Raw genomic sequence first — 18,417 nt, 5'->3', positions numbered from 1 at the left:
CGCTGAGCTGCCCTCCACTGTAGATCGCCACCCAAGGGAGACCGGTTCATGAATCACGCTGCCACCGCTGTCGACACCCAATGCATCAACACCCTCCGCACCCTGGCCATGGACGCCGTGCAGAAGGCCAACTCCGGCCATCCGGGCACGCCCATGGGCCTGGCGCCGGTGGGGTATACGCTGTGGAGTCGATTCCTGCGCTATCACCCCGAGCACCCGGACTGGCCCAACCGCGACCGCTTTGTGCTGTCGGTGGGCCATGCGTCGATGCTGCTGTATTCGCTGCTGCACCTGGCCGGTGTGGTCGAGATCGACGCCCACGGCAAGCGCAGCGGCCAGCCGGCAATCAGCCTGGACGATATCAAGCAGTTCCGGCAGATGAGTTCCAAAACCCCAGGGCACCCCGAGTACCGCATGACCACTGGCGTGGAGACCACCACCGGCCCGCTCGGCCAGGGCTGCGCCAACAGCGTCGGCATGGCGATGGCCGAGCGCTGGCTGGCCAAGCGCTTCAACCGCGACGGTCAGGTGCTGTTCGATTACAACGTCTACACCCTGTGCGGCGACGGCGACATGATGGAAGGCATCAGCAGCGAAGCCGCGTCGATGGCCGGCCACTTGAAGCTGGATAACCTGTGCTGGATCTACGACAACAACACCATCAGCATCGAAGGCCACACGGAACTGGCGTTCAGCGAAGACGTGATCAAACGCTTCCAGGCCTATGGCTGGCACACCCTGCACGTCACCGATGCCAATGATTTGCAGGCATTGAGCGACGCATTGACCACCTTCCAGGCCAACACCGGCGCGCCGACCCTTATTGTGGTGGACAGCGTGATCGGCTACGGCTCGCCGCACAAACACAACACCGCAGCGGCCCACGGCGAGCCGTTGGGTGACGACGAAATTCGCCTGACCAAGGCGGCCTACGGCTGGCCGGAAGATTCCAGCTTCCTGGTGCCCGAAGTCGCGCGCACGGTATTGCGTGACGCGCTGCATGAGCGTGCCGAGCCTTTGTTTGCGCAGTGGAACCAGACCCTGTCGCGCCTCGACCCGCAACTGGCCGATGAACTGCAGCGCATGCGCGCCGGCGAAATGCCCGCGCAGTGGCAGGCGCAACTGCCCGACTATGCGGCCGACGCCAAGGGCGTGGCCAGCCGCGCCGCCGGTGGCGAGGTGCTGAACGCCTTCGCCCAGCAGATTCCCTGGCTGCTCGGCGGTTCGGCGGATTTGTCGCCTTCGACCAAGACCAACCTCACCTTCGACGGCGCCGGGCGTTTCAGCGCCGATGACTATAGCGGGCGCAACCTGCACTTCGGCATCCGCGAACACGCCATGGGCGCGATTGCCAACGGTATGGCGCTGTCCTACCTGCGGCCGTACACCTCGACCTTCCTGGTGTTCAGCGACTACATGAAACCGCCGATCCGCCTGGCGGCGATCATGGAACTGCCGGTGGTGTTCGTGTTTACCCATGACTCGATCGGCGTGGGCGAAGACGGCCCCACTCACCAGCCCATCGAGCACCTGACCCAACTGCGCGCCACACCGGGACTGCTGACCCTGCGCCCGGGCGATGCAAATGAAACCCTGGAAGTGTGGAAAGTGGCGCTGGCGCAAACCCATCGGCCCAGTTGTGTGGTGCTCTCGCGCCAGCCGCTGCCGACCCTGGACCGTACGAAGTACGCAGCCGCCAGCGGCGCGGCCAAGGGTGCCTATGTGCTGGCGGGTGCCGAGCAACCTCAAGTGCTGCTGTTGGCGACGGGCAGTGAAGTGAGCCTGGCGGTGGCGGCGTATGAACAGCTCAAGGGTGAAGGGATTGCCGCGCAGGTCGTCTCGATGCCCAGCTGGGAACTGTTCGAAGACCAGGACCAGGCCTACCGCGACAGCGTCTTGCCGCCCGCGGTGAAAGCCCGCGTGGTGGTGGAACAGGCCGGCCCGCTGGGCTGGGACCGCTATGTCGGGCAGACCGGCGCCAAAGTGGTGATGAACAGCTTCGGCGCCTCGGCCCCACTGGCCAAACTGCAGGAGAAGTTCGGCTTCACCGTGGAAAATGTGGTCAAGCAGGCCAAACAGCAAATCCAGCTGAATCAACACTGATCCACCTGTGGGAGGGGCTTGCTCCCGATGGCGGTGTCACAGTCAACATCTGCATTGACTGACCCACCGCTATCGGGAGCAAGCCCCCTCCCACATTGGCCGAAGGTGGCCGCACAGGTTCGGGATCACCTGAGATTTACTCAAGAAGCCCAAACACACATCCAACTGACCCAACACCCTCTCACAAGTGACCTTCCCTGGTTGTTAGACCCGCTCGCGCGCCAGAAACGGCGCGGTGCGGCTTTTCTTGCTCCTGGCGACCTTTTGCGGCGTGCCACAGGCAACCACGGTGCCGCCCTCATCGCCGGCCCCCGGCCCGATGTCGATCACCCAGTCGCTCTGGGCCACTACGCGCATTTCATGCTCCACCACAACCACCGTGTGCCCTGCGTCCACCAGTTGATTGAGCTGGCTGAGCAAGCGGTCGACGTCGCGGGGATGCAATCCGGTGGTCGGCTCGTCGAGCACATACAAGGTCGCGCCCCGGGCATTGCGTTGCAGCTCGGTGGCGAGCTTGATGCGTTGCGCTTCGCCACCGGACAGCTCGGTCGCCGGCTGACCCAGGCGCAAGTAGCCCAAACCGATATCGCGCAGCACCTGCAGTGAACGCAGCACAGCAGGTTGCTCGGCGAACACCTCGACCGCCTGTTCCACCGTCAGCCCCAGCACCTGGGCGATGCTCAGGCCTTGCCATTTGATCGCCAGGGTCTCGGGGTTGTAGCGCGCACCGTGACAGGTCGGGCATGGCGCGTACACGCTGGGCATGAACAGCAACTCAACGCTGACAAACCCTTCACCCTCGCACTGCGGGCAACGGCCCTTGGCGACGTTGAACGAGAACTGTCCCGCGTCATAACCGTGCTTCGTGGCCGCCGGCGTGGCGGCAAACAGTTTGCGCACGTTGTCGAACAGCCCGGTGTAGGTCGCCAGATTGGAACGCGGCGTACGGCCGATGGGTTTCTGGTCCACCTGCACCAGCCGACGGATATGCTCGAGCCCGGAGCGGATGTGCCCGCCGCTGGTTTGCGGGGCGTCGTCCTCCAGACTGGGATCTTCGTCATTGACCACCCGGCTGCCGAGGCCACTGCCCACCAGGTCCAGCAGCGCCTGGCTGACCAGGCTGGATTTGCCCGAGCCGGAAATACCGGTCACCGCCGTGAAACAGCCCAACGGGAAATCCACCTTCACGTCATTGAGGTTGTTGCGCGTCACCCCTTCCAGCTGCAACCACTGGGCGGGCTCACGGCGCGTCGAGGGCAACGCCTGCCCTTCGGCAAACAGGTACGCGCGGGTCTGCGAAGCCTGCACGTGCGCCAGCCCGGCCGGCGGGCCGCTGTACAGCACTTGCCCGCCGTGTTCGCCGGCGGCCGGGCCCACGTCGATCAGCCAGTCGGCGCGGCGCATGGTTTCCAGGTCATGCTCCACCACGAACAGCGAATTGCCGGCGGCTTTCAGGCGCTCGAGCGCGGTGAACAGCGCCTCGCCATCGGCCGGGTGCAGGCCCGCCGAGGGCTCGTCCAGCACATAGATCACGCCGAACAACTGCGAGCCCAATTGCGTGGCCAGGCGCAAACGCTGCAACTCGCCGGACGACAGTGTCGGCGTGCTGCGCTCCAGGGACAGGTAACCCAGGCCCAGGTCGATCAAGGTGCTGACCCGTTCGAGCAGGTCCTGGGCGATGCGTTGCGCGGCCAGGCGTTTCTCCACCGACAGCTTCATGCGGTCCTGCCCTGCCGCCACCGGGCGCAACAGTTCGGCCAGTTGCGAAAGAGACAGCTGCGACAACTCGCCGATATCCACCCCGGCAAATTTCACCGACAGCGCGGCACGCGTCAGGCGCTTGCCCTCGCACAGCGGGCAGGCGCTGCCTTGCATGAACTGCGACACGCGCTTTTTCATCAGCGCGCTTTGGGTGTGGCTGAAGGTGTGCAGGATATAGCGCCGCGCACCGCTGAATGTGCCCTGGTAACTCGGCTCCAGCTTGCGCTTCAACGCGTCGCGGGTCTGCGCCGGGGTGAAGCCGGCGTACACCGGCACCGTCGGGGTTTCTTCGGTGAAGAGGATCCAGTCACGCTGCTTTTTCGGCAGGTCGCGCCAGGGGATATCGACGTCATAGCCCAGGGTCACGAGGATGTCGCGCAGGTTCTGGCCCTGCCACGCCAACGGCCAGGCGGCCACCGCACGCTGGCGGATCGTCAATGAGGGATCGGGCACCATCAGCGCCTCGGTCACCTCATACACGCGGCCCAGGCCATGGCACTCCGGGCAGGCGCCCTGGGGCAGGTTCGGCGAAAAGTCCTCGGCATACAGCATCGCCTGGCCCGGCGGGTAGCTGCCGGCGCGCGAATACAGCATGCGGATCAGGCTCGACAAGGTGGTCACACTGCCCACCGAGGAACGCGCGCTCGGCGTGCCGCGCTGTTGTTGCAGGGCCACGGCCGGCGGCAGGCCTTCGATGGAGTCCACGTCCGGCACGCCGACCTGATCGATCAGGCGCCGCGCATAAGGCGCCACCGACTCGAAATAACGGCGCTGGGCCTCGGCATACACCGTGGAAAACGCCAGTGACGACTTGCCGGAACCTGACACGCCGGTAAACACCACCAGGGCATCCCGTGGAATATCCACGTCGACGTTGCGCAGGTTGTGTTCGCGGGCGCCGCGTACCCGGACGAAACCTGGGCGTTGGACGGAGATCGGGGGAATGCTGCGCGGTGAAGTCATTGGCAACCTTGTCGTGCGGTAAGCATGCTGCGCACCCGTAGCGTGAGGGCTTCGGGGCTGTAGGGCTTGCTCAGCAGATGAATGTCGGGGCTCAGCAGGTGGTTGCTGGAGAGAATGTCGCGGGTGTGGCCGGAGGTGAACAGCACCGGCACCGGCGGCTGTTGCTGGCGAGCCCAGTCGGCCAGGTCGGTACTTTTGACCCGTCCCGGCATCACCACGTCGGTAAAGATCAGTTCCGGTTGCAGGCCGGTTTGCAGCTTTTGCATGGCCTGGTCGCCGTCGTCGGCGGTGAGCACGGTGTAGCCCGACTGTTCGAGCACTTCCACCACGGTGAGGCGCACGCCTTCGTTATCCTCAACCACCAGGATGGTTTCCTGGCCGCCGACAGTCTCCACGGGCTCATCCACCGACTCCCCGCATTCCTCACCAAGGCTGCGCGGGAAATACAACTGCACCACGGTGCCCTTGCCTTCGGCGCTGCACACGTCGACATGCCCGCCGCTTTGGCGCACAAAGCCGAACACCATGCTCAAGCCCAGCCCGGTGCCGTGGCCGTCGCGCTTGGTGGTGAAGAACGGTTCGAACACCTTGGCCCGGATCGCCGGTGACATGCCCACCCCGGTGTCGCTCACCGACAGGCGCACGTACTCGCCGGGGCTGATGCTTTTGCCCACGCAATCCTTGGGATTGAGGATGATGTTTTCGCCACTGATGCGAATCACGCCTTCGCCTTTCATGGCGTCCCGCGCGTTGATCGCCAGATTGAGCAGGGCATTTTCCAGCTGGTTGCGGTCGACGTGAATGCGCCACGGGTCGCGCGGCAGTTGCACATCGATATGGATGGTTTCACCCAGCGCACGCTGCAACAGCTCGCCGAGGCTTTCATAAATGCGCAAAGGGTTGTACACCGCCGGCGACAGCGGCTGACGACGGGCAAACGCGAGCAATTGCGAGGACAGCTTGGCGCCCCGCTCCACGGCGGCGATGGCCGCCGTGACACGGCGCTGTACCTGAGGGTTATCCGGCTCATGCCGGGCCAGCAGGTGCAGGTTGCCGGCGATCACTTGCAGCAGATTGTTGAAGTCGTGGGCCACGCCGCCGGTCAGGCCGCCGATGGCTTCGAGTTTCTGCGACTGGCGCAACTGTTCCTCGGCGGTCGAACGCGCCTGCACTTCGGCGGCGACGCGCTGCTCAAGGTTGTGGGTGAGCTCCTGGCGCACCCGCTCGGACTTCACCAGTTCGGTGGTCTCCACCACAATCGCCAACACCCCGGCCGGTTGCTGGTTGTCGCCGGCAACCGGGCTGTAATAAAGGTCGAGCCACAGGGTTTCGGGCCTGCCGTGACGCGACAGCACCAGTTCCTTGTTGTTGAACGACAGGGTGCCGCCGGCCAGGCAGGTGTCCACCACATGCCGGTTGAACTCGGCCACTTCCGGCCAGCCCTGCTCCACCGGCGTGCCCAGCAGGTAGGGATGGCGCCCGCCGGCGAACACCGAATAGCTGTCGTTGTAGATCATGTAACCCGCCCGCCCCCACAGCATCACCATCGGCACGGGAGATGCGAGCATCATCTGCACCGTGCAAGCCAGACTGGTCGACCATTCGTCGAGCGGCCCCAGGTCGGTGTTCGACCAGTCGAACGCGCGAATGCGTTGGGCCATTTCACCGGCCCAGCCTTCACAGTCATGTGGGTTGGATAAAAATTGCATGGTTGGGCTCTGCACAAAGAGGACGTTTGCAAGGTTTGGAGCATGCCAGTTGTAGATGGTTTCATCCGGACTTATTTAGGGCGCAAACACTATGCAATCAACGGCTTCAATGGAAATCCCGGCTGCGCACATGGATGCCGTCCAGCAGCGGCGTGAGGTCGGTGAGACGCCCGGCGATCAGGTGCCGCACTTCGCCCACCGCCTCCCAGCGCCCATCCACCTTGAGCAGGCGCGAACCCACCAGGGCCTGGCGCTGGCGCTCGGCGAGGTCGCGCCAGACCACCACATTGAGGTTGCCGAATTCATCTTCCAGGGTGACGAAGGTCACGCCGCTGGCAGTGCCGGGCCGTTGCCGCCCCGTGACCAGCCCCGCCACACTGACGTTGCGCCCATGTTCCACCGTCGCCAGCTCGCGGGAACTGCGACAACGCCGCTTGCGCAACTCCCCGCGCAGCAAGGCCAGCGGGTGCGGGCCCAGGGTGGTGCCGAGGGTGGCGTAGTCGGCGTGCAGGTCTTCGCCCAACGTTGGCGCGGGCAACGCCACCGGGGTTGCGTCGGCGCCGGGCAGGCCGGCAAACAGCCCCAGCTGTTTATGCACCCCGGCCACGTCCCAGCGCGCCTGGTGCCGGTTGCCGGCCAGCGCACGTAATGCACCGGCATCGGCCAGCAGGGCCTGGGCACGCGAATCCAGCCCGGCCCGCTCGTCGAGGTCGGCAATGTCGCCGAACACACGACGCCCGCGCGCGGCCTCGATGCGCCGCGCGTCGTCTTCGCGAAACCCCGAGATCATGCGCAGCCCCAGGCGAATTGCCGGTTGCTGGCCGTCGATGGGCTCCAGGCTGCAATCCCAGTCACTGGCGAGCACGTCCACCGGGCGGATCTGCAGGCGATGGCGGCGTGCGTCCTGCAGGATCTGGTCCGGGCTGTAGAAACCCATGGGCCAGCTGTTGATCAGCGCACAGGCGAACGCCGCCGGCTCATGGCACTTGAGCCAGCAACTGGCGTAGGTCAGCAGGGCAAAGCTGGCCGCGTGGGACTCGGGAAAACCATAGCTGCCAAAGCCCTTGATCTGCTCGAAGATCTGCGCGGCAAAGGCTTCGGTGTAGCCGTTCTTCATCATGCCGGTGCGCAGGCGTTCCTGATGGGGCTCCAGCCCGCCATGGCGTTTCCAGGCAGCCATGGAACGGCGCAACTGGTCGGCCTCGCCGGGGCTGTAGTCGGCGGCGACCATGGCGATCTGCATCACCTGTTCCTGGAACAGCGGGATGCCCAGGGTGCGTTCCAGCACCTCTTTTAAGGCAGGCGACGGATAAGTCGTGGGTTCTTCTTTATTACGCCGACGCAGATACGGATGCACCATGCCGCCCTGAATCGGCCCGGGCCGTACGATGGCGACTTCAATCACCAGGTCGTAAAACGTCTGCGGCTTGAGCCTGGGCAACATCGACATCTGCGCCCGCGACTCGATCTGGAACACACCGATGGTGTCAGCCTTGCTGATCATCGCGTAGGTGGCCGGGTCTTCCTTGGGGATCGACGCCAGCGTCAGGTCCTGGTTGCGGTGGCGGCGCAGCAGGTCGAAGCAGCGGCGGATCGCGCTGAGCATGCCCAGGGCGAGGATATCCACCTTGAGCAGGCCCACGGCGTCGAGGTCGTCCTTGTCCCACTGGATGATGGTGCGCTCGGCCATGGCCGCGTTTTCCACCGGCACCAGGGTGTCCAGCGGGTGTTCGGAAATCACGAAGCCGCCGGGGTGCTGGGACAGGTGCCGGGGGAAGCCGATCAACTGTTGGGTCAGCGTGAGCACCCGGCGCAGGATCGGGCTGTCCGGGTCGAAGCCGCTTTCACGCAGGCGTGCCAGCGGTGGCGCATCATCACTCCAGCGCCCGCAGCACTCGGCCAGCGCGTTGATCTGGTCGGCGGGCAAGCCCAGGGCCTTGGCCACATCGCGCACTGCGCCGGCCGCGTGATAACTGCTGACCACCGCCGTCAACGCCGCGCGGGCACGCCCGTAGCGTTGGAACACGTATTGCAGCACCTCCTCGCGGCGTTCGTGCTCGAAGTCGACGTCTATGTCCGGCGGTTCGTTGCGCTCCCTGGACAGGAAGCGCTCGAACAGCAGCCGGGTCAGGCTCGGGTCGATTTCGGTGATGCCCAGGGCAAAGCACACCGCCGAATTGGCCGCGGAGCCGCGCCCCTGGCACAGGATCGAACGGCTGCGGGCGAAACGTACGATGTCGTGCACCGTGAGGAAGTAGCTTTCGTAGCCCAGCTCGCTGATCAGCGCCAGCTCGGTGTTGATCTGCTCCAGGGTGCCGGCCTCGACGCCCTGGGGCCAGCGCCGGGCAATGCCTTCTTCGGTGAGGGTACGCAGCCAGCTCTTGGCGCTGTGGCCGTCGGGCACCAGCTCGCGCGGATAGTGGTAGCGCAACTGGCAGAGGTCGAAGGTGCAGCGGCGGGCGATGGCCAGGGTTTCGTCGAGCAAGGCCTGGGGGTACAGCGCGGCCAGGGCCTCGCGGCTGCGCAGGTGGCGTTCGCCATTGGGGTGCAGGCGCGTGCCGGCTTCGGCCACCGGTACGTGATGGCGGATGGCGGTCATGGTGTCTTGCAGGGCCCGGCGACCGCGCGCATGCATGTGCACATCGCCACAGGCCACCGCCGGGATGTGCAGGCTGGCGGCCAGTTGCAGGCGCTGCTCCAGATGGCGCGCATCGTCCTGGCCGCAGTGCAGGTGCACCGCCAGCCACAGGCCGTCGACGAAGGTGCGGCGCAGCCATTGGATATCGGCCTGGGTATTGCCGTCTTCGGCCACCCACAGCGCCAGCAGGCCGGAAAACGGTGTATCGAAGTCCTCCCGCAGCAGGCGATAACCGCCCTTTTCGGCCCGCCGCCGGGCCAGGGTGATCAGCCGGCACAGGTGCTGGTAACCGATGAGGTCCTGCACCAGCAACACCAGTCTCGGGCCGTTTTCGATGCGCATCTCGCTGCCGATGATCAGCGGCACCTCCACCGCCTTCGCCGCCTGCCAGGCCCGCACGATGCCCGACAAGGTGCACTCATCGGTGATCGCCAGCGCGCGGTAACCCTGTTGTTTGGCACGCTCGAACAACTCCAGCGCACTCGAGGCGCCGCGCTGGAAGCTGAAGTTGGACAGGCAGTGCAGTTCGGCGTAGTTCATGCAAACCAGCCTTGCAGCCATAACCCGTCGCTTTGCCCCACGCTGCGGTAGGCCCAGCCCTGCTGACCGGCGCGGGTCTGGATCAGGTAGTAGTCGCGGCGGATGTCGGCGCCGTCCCACCAGCCGGATTCGATGCGTTCCGGGCCCATCAGAATCTGCACCCCCTGCTCGGCCAGCAGGGTTGGTTCGCGCAGCAGCCAGCCGGGGCGTTGCACCTTGTTCAGGGGTGGGCAGGGGTGTTTGTCGACCACCGCCTGCCAGGCACATTCGGGGCGGTGATCGGCATGAAAACGCAGGCCCTGCACCGCCTCATCCCCCAGGCGCGCGCGCAGGCGTTCGCGCAACTGTTCCCACGGCAGGGTTTGTTGCGGGCGGTCGTCGAACAGGTCCTGGCGCTGGGGCACGAACAACGGCAGGTCCTCGGCCACCAGGCGAAAGCCGCGTACCGGCGCGGTAACCTGCACCTGCTCAAGCCGCCCGCGAGCCAGCTCGAACAGCATCGCCGGTTCGCGCTCGGCGCTGAGCAGGCCGACCTTGATCACGCTGTCCGGCGCCTGGGCGTGTTCCAGGTGCAGGTCGAACCGTTGCACGCCGCTGTCGCGACCGCAGAGGAAGGCTGATAGATCGCCGGTCAGGCGGCGCAAGGGAAACAGCAGCGCCTGGTGGGAGCGCACGTCGAAATTCAATTCGATACGCGCATCGAACTGGTCCGGCGGCTGATAGAAGGCCAGGGCCAGGGGGCGCTGCCCGGTCAATGTATCCAGGTGCTGCAGCAGCCCGGCGTCAAAGCGCCGCGCCAAGGTATGCCGGGGCAGCGCCTGCACCTGCGCCAGCGTGCGCAGGCCCATGCGCGACAAGGCGGTGGCGGCCTGCGGGTTCAGGCCTGCACGGTCGATGGGCAGCGGCGCCAGGGCGTGCAGCAAGGCGCTGTCATCGGCCACGGCCAGGCCATCGTAAAGGTTCGCCAGCACCCGCGCCGCCGCCGGGTTGGGGGCGGCGACGATGCGGTGGCGAAACCCCAGTTCGGTGAGTTCCTTGCGCAAGCGCGCCTCGAACTGCGGCCAGGGCCCGAACAGGCCCAGGCTCGACTCGATCTCGAACAGCAGCGCACGCGGATAAAACACACTGACCTGGGAACTGAAACGGTAGGCCCAGGCCGCGAGAAACTGTTGCCAGTGTTCGATTTGAACCGGGTCGTACTCGGCGCTGGCAAAGGTTTTGCTCAGCGCATGGGCGGCCGTCAGCGACTGACCGGGGCGCAAGCCCAAGGCGCGCGCGGCGGCATTGGCCGTTTGCACGACGCGGCGCTGCGGCGTGCCCGCCAGCAGCACCAGCGGTTGGTCCGGCTCGGGATGCAGACGCTGCACCCCGTCCAGCGCCAATTGCGGGAAGACAATACACACCCAGCGCATGGCAACCTCAGTGCCCGGCCAGCGCAATCGGCGCCGGATGGGCCAGCCCGCCCCGGCACTTGAGCACGCGCACCTGCGCAGGCCGCGCCTCGACCGCCAGACGCAGAGCCGCCGGCGACGCATTGAGCGCCTCGCCCAATGCGCGCCAGGCAAACGCCAGGGTCTGCCCGGTTTCCGCCGCCACCTGCAGGCGGCGCAAGGCGCGGTCATCGGCCTTGCGCGGCCAGCACAGCACCGCGCCGCAACTGCCGGAACGCAGGCACTGTTCCGCCGCCCACAGCGCGTCGCGTTCCTCGGCCTGGATGACGGCGAGCTGGCGCAGGTCCACCCCGGCGTTGTGCCAGGCATGGGCGTACGGCGTGTAAGGCGGCGCCACCAGCACGATGCGCTCCCCCGCCGCCGACAGGCGCGCCAGGGTCGGCAGCACCAGTTGCAATTCGCCTACGCCCTCCGTGGCCATCAGGATTTCGCTGAGGGCCGACTCCGGCCAGCCACCGCTGGGCAGCACCGCATCCAGCGCCGCCAGCCCCGTGGGGTGCACGCTGGCCGGTGGCGCGGCGGGCCGGCCTTTCCACACGCGGCCGCCATTGAACAGCATGTCCAGCGCAATAACGGCGCCCATCAACCCTGCCTCACCAGGCCGCAGAACACCCCTTCGATGGCCAGGTCCTGGTCAGGCCCCACCACGATGGGCTGATACGCAGGGTTGCGCGGCAACAGGCGCACGCTGTCGCCATGGCGCTCGAACCGCTTGATGGTGACTTCGCCATCCAGGCGCGCCACCACGATCTGCCCGTTTACGGCCTCGGCACTGCGGCGCACGCCCACCAGGTCACCGTCGAGAATGCCGTCTTCGATCATCGAATCGCCCTGCACCCGCAGCAGGTAATCCGGAGTTTTGGCGAACGTGGTCGGGTCCAGTTGCAGGCGGCTGTGCACCTCGGCATCGGCACCGATGGGCAGCCCGGCGGCCACGCGACCGAGCACCGGAACATCCAGCCAGTCGGGCCGCGCCGGCTGATTGAGCAGGCGAATGCCACGGGCCTGGTTGGGGTTGACCTCGATAAAACCGGCTTCAGTCAGCGCCAGCACATGCTTGCGTGCCACGCTGCGCGAGGCAAAGCCGAACGCCTCGGCGATCTCGGCGAGGCTGGGAGGCTGCCCTTGCTGCGCGATGCGATCGCGGATAAAGGTCAGAATGGCGGTACGGCGTGGGGTTAGAGTCGTCATGGAGTACATTTGTACTCCTGCGGGAAATTTCTGACAATTACCGGCAGTCGGGAGACCGGTACGGATTGCATGACTGCCCGGTGTCAGGGCTTTGAAAGTGTGCGAATGAAGTGACGCTTTATCTTTGTACGCTTATATAAGCCACCTCTAGAATTGTGCGTCGGCGTAGTACCGTTCTTACACTTATTTCATGGCGAACTATAGGAACTTTCTAATTAACTGTTTTGCAGCGTTTACCTATGGCGGCAGTTTCTTCGGCTCAGTAAGTTGCTCGACCGAATAACGTTAAACCGCACATCCGCCAATCCTTATCGTGAGTTAGTTGGGTTCTTCCAACTTAATCAAGATCAGGCAGGGCGGACGCTGGAGACAGTGAATGCTTGCATTGCCAGTGCCTTCCTGGTTCGACATAGAATCACGCTTGACCCATGCAATGGGCTATCAATCAGGCGCCAGCTTTCGTACCGCGTATAACGAGTCTGTTCCCTCTCTCGCGTTTAACCTGCGTCGGCTTAAATGCATCAGAACGGCTTTCATCCATGCCGAGTGGGAAGCCGCCGATCTTTTGAGACGACGCTTCGCTGACCTGGACATATCCAGCGTCCTTAACGATTTGATCGACGCCGTCGCTCAAATGGCGATGATTGTGGCCGGGAGCGTTTTAACCGGTGCTGTGATCGGTGCCGGCGTGGGCGTGCTGGGCGCTGGTGCCGGCGCCATTCCGCTGGGCGCCACCGGTGCCGCCCTGGGGTTGCAAGTCGCCGGCGGGATCCTGAGTGTGCTTGGGCTGGCCGCACTGACGGAGTTCTTTGCCGAGGGATTGCCTGCAATTGTCGAGTATTACCTCAGGGGCATTCGCACCGCCTGGGGCGCACCGCATGGTGAAGAGGGGCTGACAGCCTATAGCCATGACGATTCTTTCGCCATTTATTGCGCCTCCCAGGAAATCGCGAAGGGCCATGTAGAAGCCGTCATCCTGCTGTTGGGCGCCATTGTCAGCTACCTCACGCGCGGTCGCGGCGACGCGCACGCCCTCGCCCAACAAATGCAAGCCAGCGCCAAAGGCAAGCGACTGGGCGCCTGGGTACTGAAACATGAAGAAGCCCTGAAAAATCGTCCGGAACTGCAAACGGCAAAATCGCACACTGGGTCGTATGTGCCTCAGCAGCCTGCTCCGGTAGCCACTCCTGCAAAATCCAGACAGCCGACCGTGGTCAAGCCCGGCAGGATGGCGCTGCATAATGTTGAGTGTTTCAAGGCGGACAAGCTGCCGGTTTACAAGGTGGGAGAGTTCAAGCGGCAGTTGAAGGGGCAGGAAGGTGGGCTGAATCGGCTGACGATTGAGGAGTATTTGGAGAATATTGCGAGTCCGGTGAAGCGCAGCCCCGAAGTGGCAAAGCGCGCCAGAAAAGAATTAGAACGTAGGTTACGAAAGAGATTTCTGAAAGATTTTCCAGATATGGATAGAAAAGAGGCTCAGACAGCTGCTATCAACAAAGCCAAAGAGACGATGGCCAATATTGCAGCACTTCACACCCCTGACCTGCGTGCTGGCGGCAAGGATATCATCGGCGATTTCGGTGACCGGCAAGTAAACTCCACCATTGGGCCACAGTGGAGGCCAAAAATTAAAAACCTGAAAGAGGTTGCTGAGAAGGTTCCTGAATCTCTACGGAAATCAACTTTTCTCAACGTAAAATTGCATAAGTGCTAATCAAGGAGGTGTCCATGGATGAGGTATTTTCAATTTTTCTAGAGGAGTTTGGTGCTCCTATTGAGCGACAGGAAGTGCCAGCTTCAAGCATCGACCGCTACAGGGGCAAGCTGCCCAATCAACTGCTGGCGTATTGGGCGGAGCACGGTTGGTGCGGATACGGTGACGGGATTTTTTGGATAGTGAATCCTCAGGAATACGAGAGTGTGGTGGCTTCCTGGATTGAGGGTACGGAACTGGAAAAGTACGATACTTATCATTTGATTGCCCGTGGTGCATTTGGCGATATGTATCTATGGGGCGAAAAAACCGGCTATTCGCTGAAAATAACCAGCTTTCTTTCTCGATGTGTTATCGACGACTTTAAACCAACACCAGAACAAATGGATCGCAATCTGCAAGACTTCCTACTGATCGCCGATGTCGAAGCCAACGATTTTGGCGACCTATTCAAACCCGCCAGGAAAAAGCTCGGCACTCTTCGCCACGACGAGATGTATGGCTTCGTTCCAGCGATTATGCTCGGTGGCCCGGACACGCTTGATCATCTTGAAAAGGTGAAGACTGTTGAGCACCTGATCTTTCTCTCTCAGCTCGCCGAACTTGAGCCTTATAGTTTTTCAGACATTCAGTTCTGATCAAAAAGAGACGTCGGTGGACGAGGTACTTGAAGATGGAGATCGTCCCACGCTCCCGCGTGAGAATGCTCAATCTCAGGGCTGCAGCGCAGCCCGGCGCGGGGCAAGCCCGCTCGCCACTGGGGCGGTGAATCCAGGGCAAGGAATGTATACAGTTCCCAATGTGGGAGGGTTGAGCACACACCGAGCGTCTAATACCCGGTCATCTCCAGATACCCCCCCCCCCCCTCAAACTCCACCGGCCCTTCCCAGTACGGAATATTCAAATCCATCCAGGCCTTGGGGTTGACGGCTTGAGTCGTGATATCCAAGCCCTTGCCGGGAATCTTAAGCGACCAGCGCGTGGGAATACGGCGCCCGTCAATCTCGGTGGTGGCCAATGGCGTGAGCTGGATATCGGCGTTGTGCAAGGTCTGCGTCCCCCCTTGCGGATCAATCCAGGTACCCGTCAGGTAGCCCGAACCGTCCTTCTGCCGCACACGAAACAGCATCAACTGCTCGCCCCTGTCCAGGTGCAGCGAAAACCAGTCCCAGCCCGTCTGGCTGGCGGCCAGGGGTTGGCTGCTCCACTCCCGATCCAGCCAGGCCGGCCCGGTCACCTGATACACCTTGCCATCCAGGCTGACACTGCCGCTGGCCGTAAAAAACGGCTGACTGTAGTAATACGACGCCTGGCCCTGATCCGATTTACGGCTGTAGCCACGGTCACCTTGCAGCACCAGTGGGCGGCTGGAGGTCAAGCGCAAATCGTAGGCAAACTGCGCGCCGCCGGCCTTGAGTTGCATGTCTGTCAAGGGGCTGGCCGCGCCGGGACGGCTGGCAAAATTCCACTCGTCGATCCAGGCAGCAAACGGCTCCGCCTGGGCGCCGGCCTGGCCGACACCGCCACGGGCGTAGCGCTCGGCAGCGTAGTGGCGGGTGGCAGAAGTGACGGCCGCGTGGCCCAGCCAGACGGTGGAATCGCGCCAACCGGCCTGCGCGGGGCCCGCCTGCAAGGCGTTGCGAAACAGCGTCCACTGCACGCCAAACACATTGCCCTGGGCGTCCTTCAAGTTGGCGGTGACGTACCACCATTCAATGCGAAAGCCTGGATGCGCACCGTGGTCTGCGGGAAACGTAAACACCTTGCCTGGCACCACCTGGGCAAAATCCGCGGCATCGCTGCCAAGGCCGGCAAAGCTTTCTTCGGGGGCGGGGGCTTTGTCGCACGCACTCAACAGCAGCAACGCACACCACAACCAGGCTTTAATTTTCATGGGCGAAGGTCCTCAGCAGATCCGCCGGGCGGCTGCGGTACAGCTGCCACAGCGGCCAGGCGGAGGCCAGCAGCGTGGCGAGCATCGCCAGCCCCAGCAGTTGCGCCAGCTGCCACGGAAATACCTGCAACGGCAGGCGCCAGCCAAAGGCCTGCACGTTGATCACCGCGTCCAGGCACCACGCCAGCAGCAGGCCCAGAGGCAAGGCCAGCACCAGGGTCAGCACCGCCAGCAGCCAGGTCTGGCCCAGGTTGAGCAGCATCAGTTGTCGGCGCGTCACCCCCAGCGCCCACAACGGCGCGAGTTGGCCGAGGCGGCTTTGGCTCTGGGTCAACAGGCTGATGAACAGCGCCACGCCGGCGACGCCGAGGGTGAGGCTGTTGAGCGCGGCCGTGGCGGCAAACGTGCGTTCGAACACCTGGCTCGACCAGCCTTTGAGCTGCTGTTGATCGACAATGCGGCTGTCCTCCAGGGCAAAGGTGCGCTGCACGGCCTGGATCAGCGACGGTACCTGTTGCGGCAACACCCGCAGGTTGAAGCGCACCGGTGACAGCCCTGGCCAGTGCGCCAACAGGTGCTGTGAATCGACCAGCAGATGGCCCTTGGGGTTGCCGTAGTCAGCGTAAATCCCGACCACCGAAGGCGACCAGTTTCCCTGCGCGGTGGGCACGCTGAGCGTATCGCCCAATCGCACTTTCAAGCGCCGCGCCAATTGTTCACTGAGCATCACCGTATCGCCTTGATGCAGGCGGTCCCAGGGTTGGCCGACGGCTTCCAGCAACGGCCAGTGCTGACGGTAGGTGGGGTCGTCGACCACGCCGAACACGTCCGCCGGCCAACCCTGTAATTGCACGCTGACCTGCCAGGCGGGCAGCACCGCCTGCACCTGCGGTTGGCGGGCCAGCCAGGTGTGCATCTGCTCGGCCTGCGCCGGGTTTTGCGGGTTGAGGTAGAGCTCGGCGGTAAGGCGCTGTTCCAGCCAGTTATCGAAGGTGTGGCGAAAGCCCGAGGTCATGGAGCCCGCGCCGATATTGGCCGCCAGCGCCAACAGCAGCGCCATCAGCGCCAGGCTCAGGGCCGGCAGTTGCTGACGGCAATCGGCGAGAAACCACTGTCCCAACACCGAACGGCTGCGCCCCAGCACGCCTTTGAGCAGCGCATTGAGCAACACCGGCAAGCCCAGCGCCGCGCCCAGCAACAGTGCGGCCATCAGCACAAACCCGGCGGCCAGGCTGTTGCCCAGCCACAGCGCCAGCAGCGCAATCAGCAGCGCCGCTCCCGCCACCCAACCCTGGCGCCGCAACCAGCGGCCATGGGCCTCATGCCAGGCCTGGGCATTGGCCAGCGCCAGCAGCGGCAAGCGTGCCGCGCGCCACAGGCTGCCGGCGCCGGCGAGCAGCGCGCCGAGCAGGCTCAAGCCGAGCCCGGCTACCCACCAGCCCGGGCTGAGGCTCAATTGGCCCGGCACCTCGGCGCCGTACAGGCCGCGTATGCTGGCAGCCACATCCGGCAGCAACAGGCTGGCCAGCAAGTACCCGCTGGCCACGCCCAGCACGCCGCCGAGCAACGCCAGCACGCCCAGCTCCACGCCCAGGCTGAGGGTCAGCAGGCGCGCGCTGACCCCGCACGCGCGCAAGGTGCGCAGCAGGCTGCGTCGTTGCTCCAGGGCCAGGCCGATGGCGGCGTGGACGATAAACAACCCGACCACAAAGGACAGAAAACCCAGGGCATCCAGGTTCAGGTGAAAGCTTTCGGTGAGGCGCGCGAGGTTGTTGTCTTCGCCCTGCTTGAGCTGCAAGCCGGCCGGCGGCGTGGGATGGGTGGCGGCGAAGGTTTTGTCCAGCAGCAGGCGCGACAATTGCCCGGGCATGCCCAGCAAGGGTTGGGCAAAGCCGATGTCCATCAGCAGCAGCCCGGGGGCCATGTCCGGCTGGGCCTGCAAAGGCGGCAGGGCTTGCCCGCTGGTGGTATGCGCTTGCTCGCCCTCGCTCAGGCCCAGCGCGTGCAGGGTCTGCGGCGAAATCCAGGTGCGCCCCGGCGCGGCAAAAAACGCGAGCATCTGCGCCTGGCTCAAGCGCTGCCCTGCCACCGCGCCACTGCCGGGCAGGGACAGCGGTTCGATGCCCATCAACTGCAGGCGCTGGTCTTCATGCCCCTTGAGCAACACGCGCCCCTGCACCACCGGCGACACCGGCCAGCCGGCGCGACGCAACTGGGCAAACAGCGCCTCGGGGAAAGCGGCCGCATCCGGCGCACTCAGGCTGGCTTGCGGCTCACCGCCGATCAACTGGCCGGCGCGTGCGTAGCTATCCCGCGCTTGACTGTTGAGGGCTTGCACACCGGTGAGCAACGCCGTGGCGAGCCACAAGCCGGTGAGCACACTGAAAAACTGCACGGGGTGACGCCGCCAGTGGCTGAGCAGCGCGCGCAAGGCCCAATAAAATACCCTCATC

The 18,417-nt window shown here is 64.4% G+C and carries 11 protein-coding genes; 3 read left to right on the top strand and 8 right to left on the bottom strand.

The window, feature by feature from the left end:
- The first annotated feature begins 48 nt into the window (after window positions 1-48).
- Window positions 49-2,103 (top strand): transketolase, encoded by a 2,055-nt coding sequence (gene tkt / locus ACXX81_RS08045; RefSeq protein ID WP_231422956.1) that lies wholly within the window; start codon window positions 49-51, stop codon window positions 2,101-2,103.
- Between the two features lie 204 nt (window positions 2,104-2,307).
- On the opposite strand, the gene uvrA is transcribed toward tkt, so the two are convergent.
- From uvrA to lexA, 6 genes are all read right to left on the bottom strand, one after another.
- Window positions 2,308-4,827: an excinuclease ABC subunit UvrA gene (gene uvrA, locus ACXX81_RS08040; protein ID WP_458571465.1), complete on the bottom strand. Its 2,520-nt coding sequence runs from the start codon at window positions 4,825-4,827 to the stop codon at window positions 2,308-2,310.
- Window positions 4,824-6,536 carry an ATP-binding protein gene (locus ACXX81_RS08035; RefSeq protein WP_458571464.1) on the bottom strand — a complete coding sequence of 571 codons (1,713 nt, stop codon included), beginning with the start codon at window positions 6,534-6,536 and terminating at the stop codon, window positions 4,824-4,826. The genes uvrA and ACXX81_RS08035 overlap by 4 nt, the downstream gene beginning before the upstream one ends.
- Window positions 6,537-6,642: 106 nt before the next feature.
- Window positions 6,643-9,735, bottom strand: a complete 3,093-nt coding sequence (locus ACXX81_RS08030; RefSeq protein WP_458571463.1) for an error-prone DNA polymerase — start codon at window positions 9,733-9,735, stop codon at window positions 6,643-6,645.
- A complete protein-coding gene (locus ACXX81_RS08025) occupies window positions 9,711-11,126 on the bottom strand; it encodes a Y-family DNA polymerase (RefSeq protein WP_458571462.1) in 1,416 nt (471 codons plus the stop codon). The genes ACXX81_RS08030 and ACXX81_RS08025 overlap by 25 nt, the downstream gene beginning before the upstream one ends.
- Before the next feature lie 7 nt (window positions 11,127-11,133).
- A complete protein-coding gene (gene imuA / locus ACXX81_RS08020) occupies window positions 11,134-11,748 on the bottom strand; it encodes a translesion DNA synthesis-associated protein ImuA (protein WP_458571461.1) in 615 nt (204 codons plus the stop codon).
- Window positions 11,748-12,365: a transcriptional repressor LexA gene (gene lexA / locus ACXX81_RS08015; protein ID WP_057007451.1), complete on the bottom strand. Its 618-nt coding sequence runs from the start codon at window positions 12,363-12,365 to the stop codon at window positions 11,748-11,750. The genes imuA and lexA overlap by 1 nt, the downstream gene beginning before the upstream one ends.
- A gap of 367 nt (window positions 12,366-12,732) precedes the next feature.
- Here lexA and ACXX81_RS08010 point away from each other — a divergent pair, with 367 nt between their 5' ends.
- A complete protein-coding gene (locus ACXX81_RS08010; RefSeq protein ID WP_458571460.1) occupies window positions 12,733-14,070 on the top strand; it encodes a DUF6861 domain-containing protein in 1,338 nt (445 codons plus the stop codon).
- Window positions 14,071-14,084: 14 nt separating this feature from the next.
- Window positions 14,085-14,708 carry a GAD-like domain-containing protein gene (locus tag ACXX81_RS08005; protein ID WP_458571459.1) on the top strand — a complete coding sequence of 208 codons (624 nt, stop codon included), beginning with the start codon at window positions 14,085-14,087 and terminating at the stop codon, window positions 14,706-14,708.
- A 191-nt stretch (window positions 14,709-14,899) separates the two neighbouring features.
- On the opposite strand, the gene ACXX81_RS08000 is transcribed toward ACXX81_RS08005, so the two are convergent.
- Both ACXX81_RS08000 and ACXX81_RS07995 read right to left on the bottom strand, forming a co-directional pair.
- The gene (locus ACXX81_RS08000) at window positions 14,900-15,964 is read right to left on the bottom strand and encodes a lipocalin-like domain-containing protein (RefSeq protein WP_458571458.1); all 1,065 of its coding nucleotides are present in this window, start codon (window positions 15,962-15,964) and stop codon (window positions 14,900-14,902) included.
- Window positions 15,954-18,416 carry an ABC transporter permease gene (locus ACXX81_RS07995; protein WP_458571457.1) on the bottom strand — a complete coding sequence of 821 codons (2,463 nt, stop codon included), beginning with the start codon at window positions 18,414-18,416 and terminating at the stop codon, window positions 15,954-15,956. The genes ACXX81_RS08000 and ACXX81_RS07995 overlap by 11 nt, the downstream gene beginning before the upstream one ends.
- Between the last annotated feature and the right edge of the window lies 1 nt (window position 18,417).

It is taken from the genome of Pseudomonas sp. GNP013 (assembly GCF_054343995.1).
Note: the sequence above shows the minus strand (reverse complement) of the source record. Positions and strands in the feature narration are given on the sequence as shown.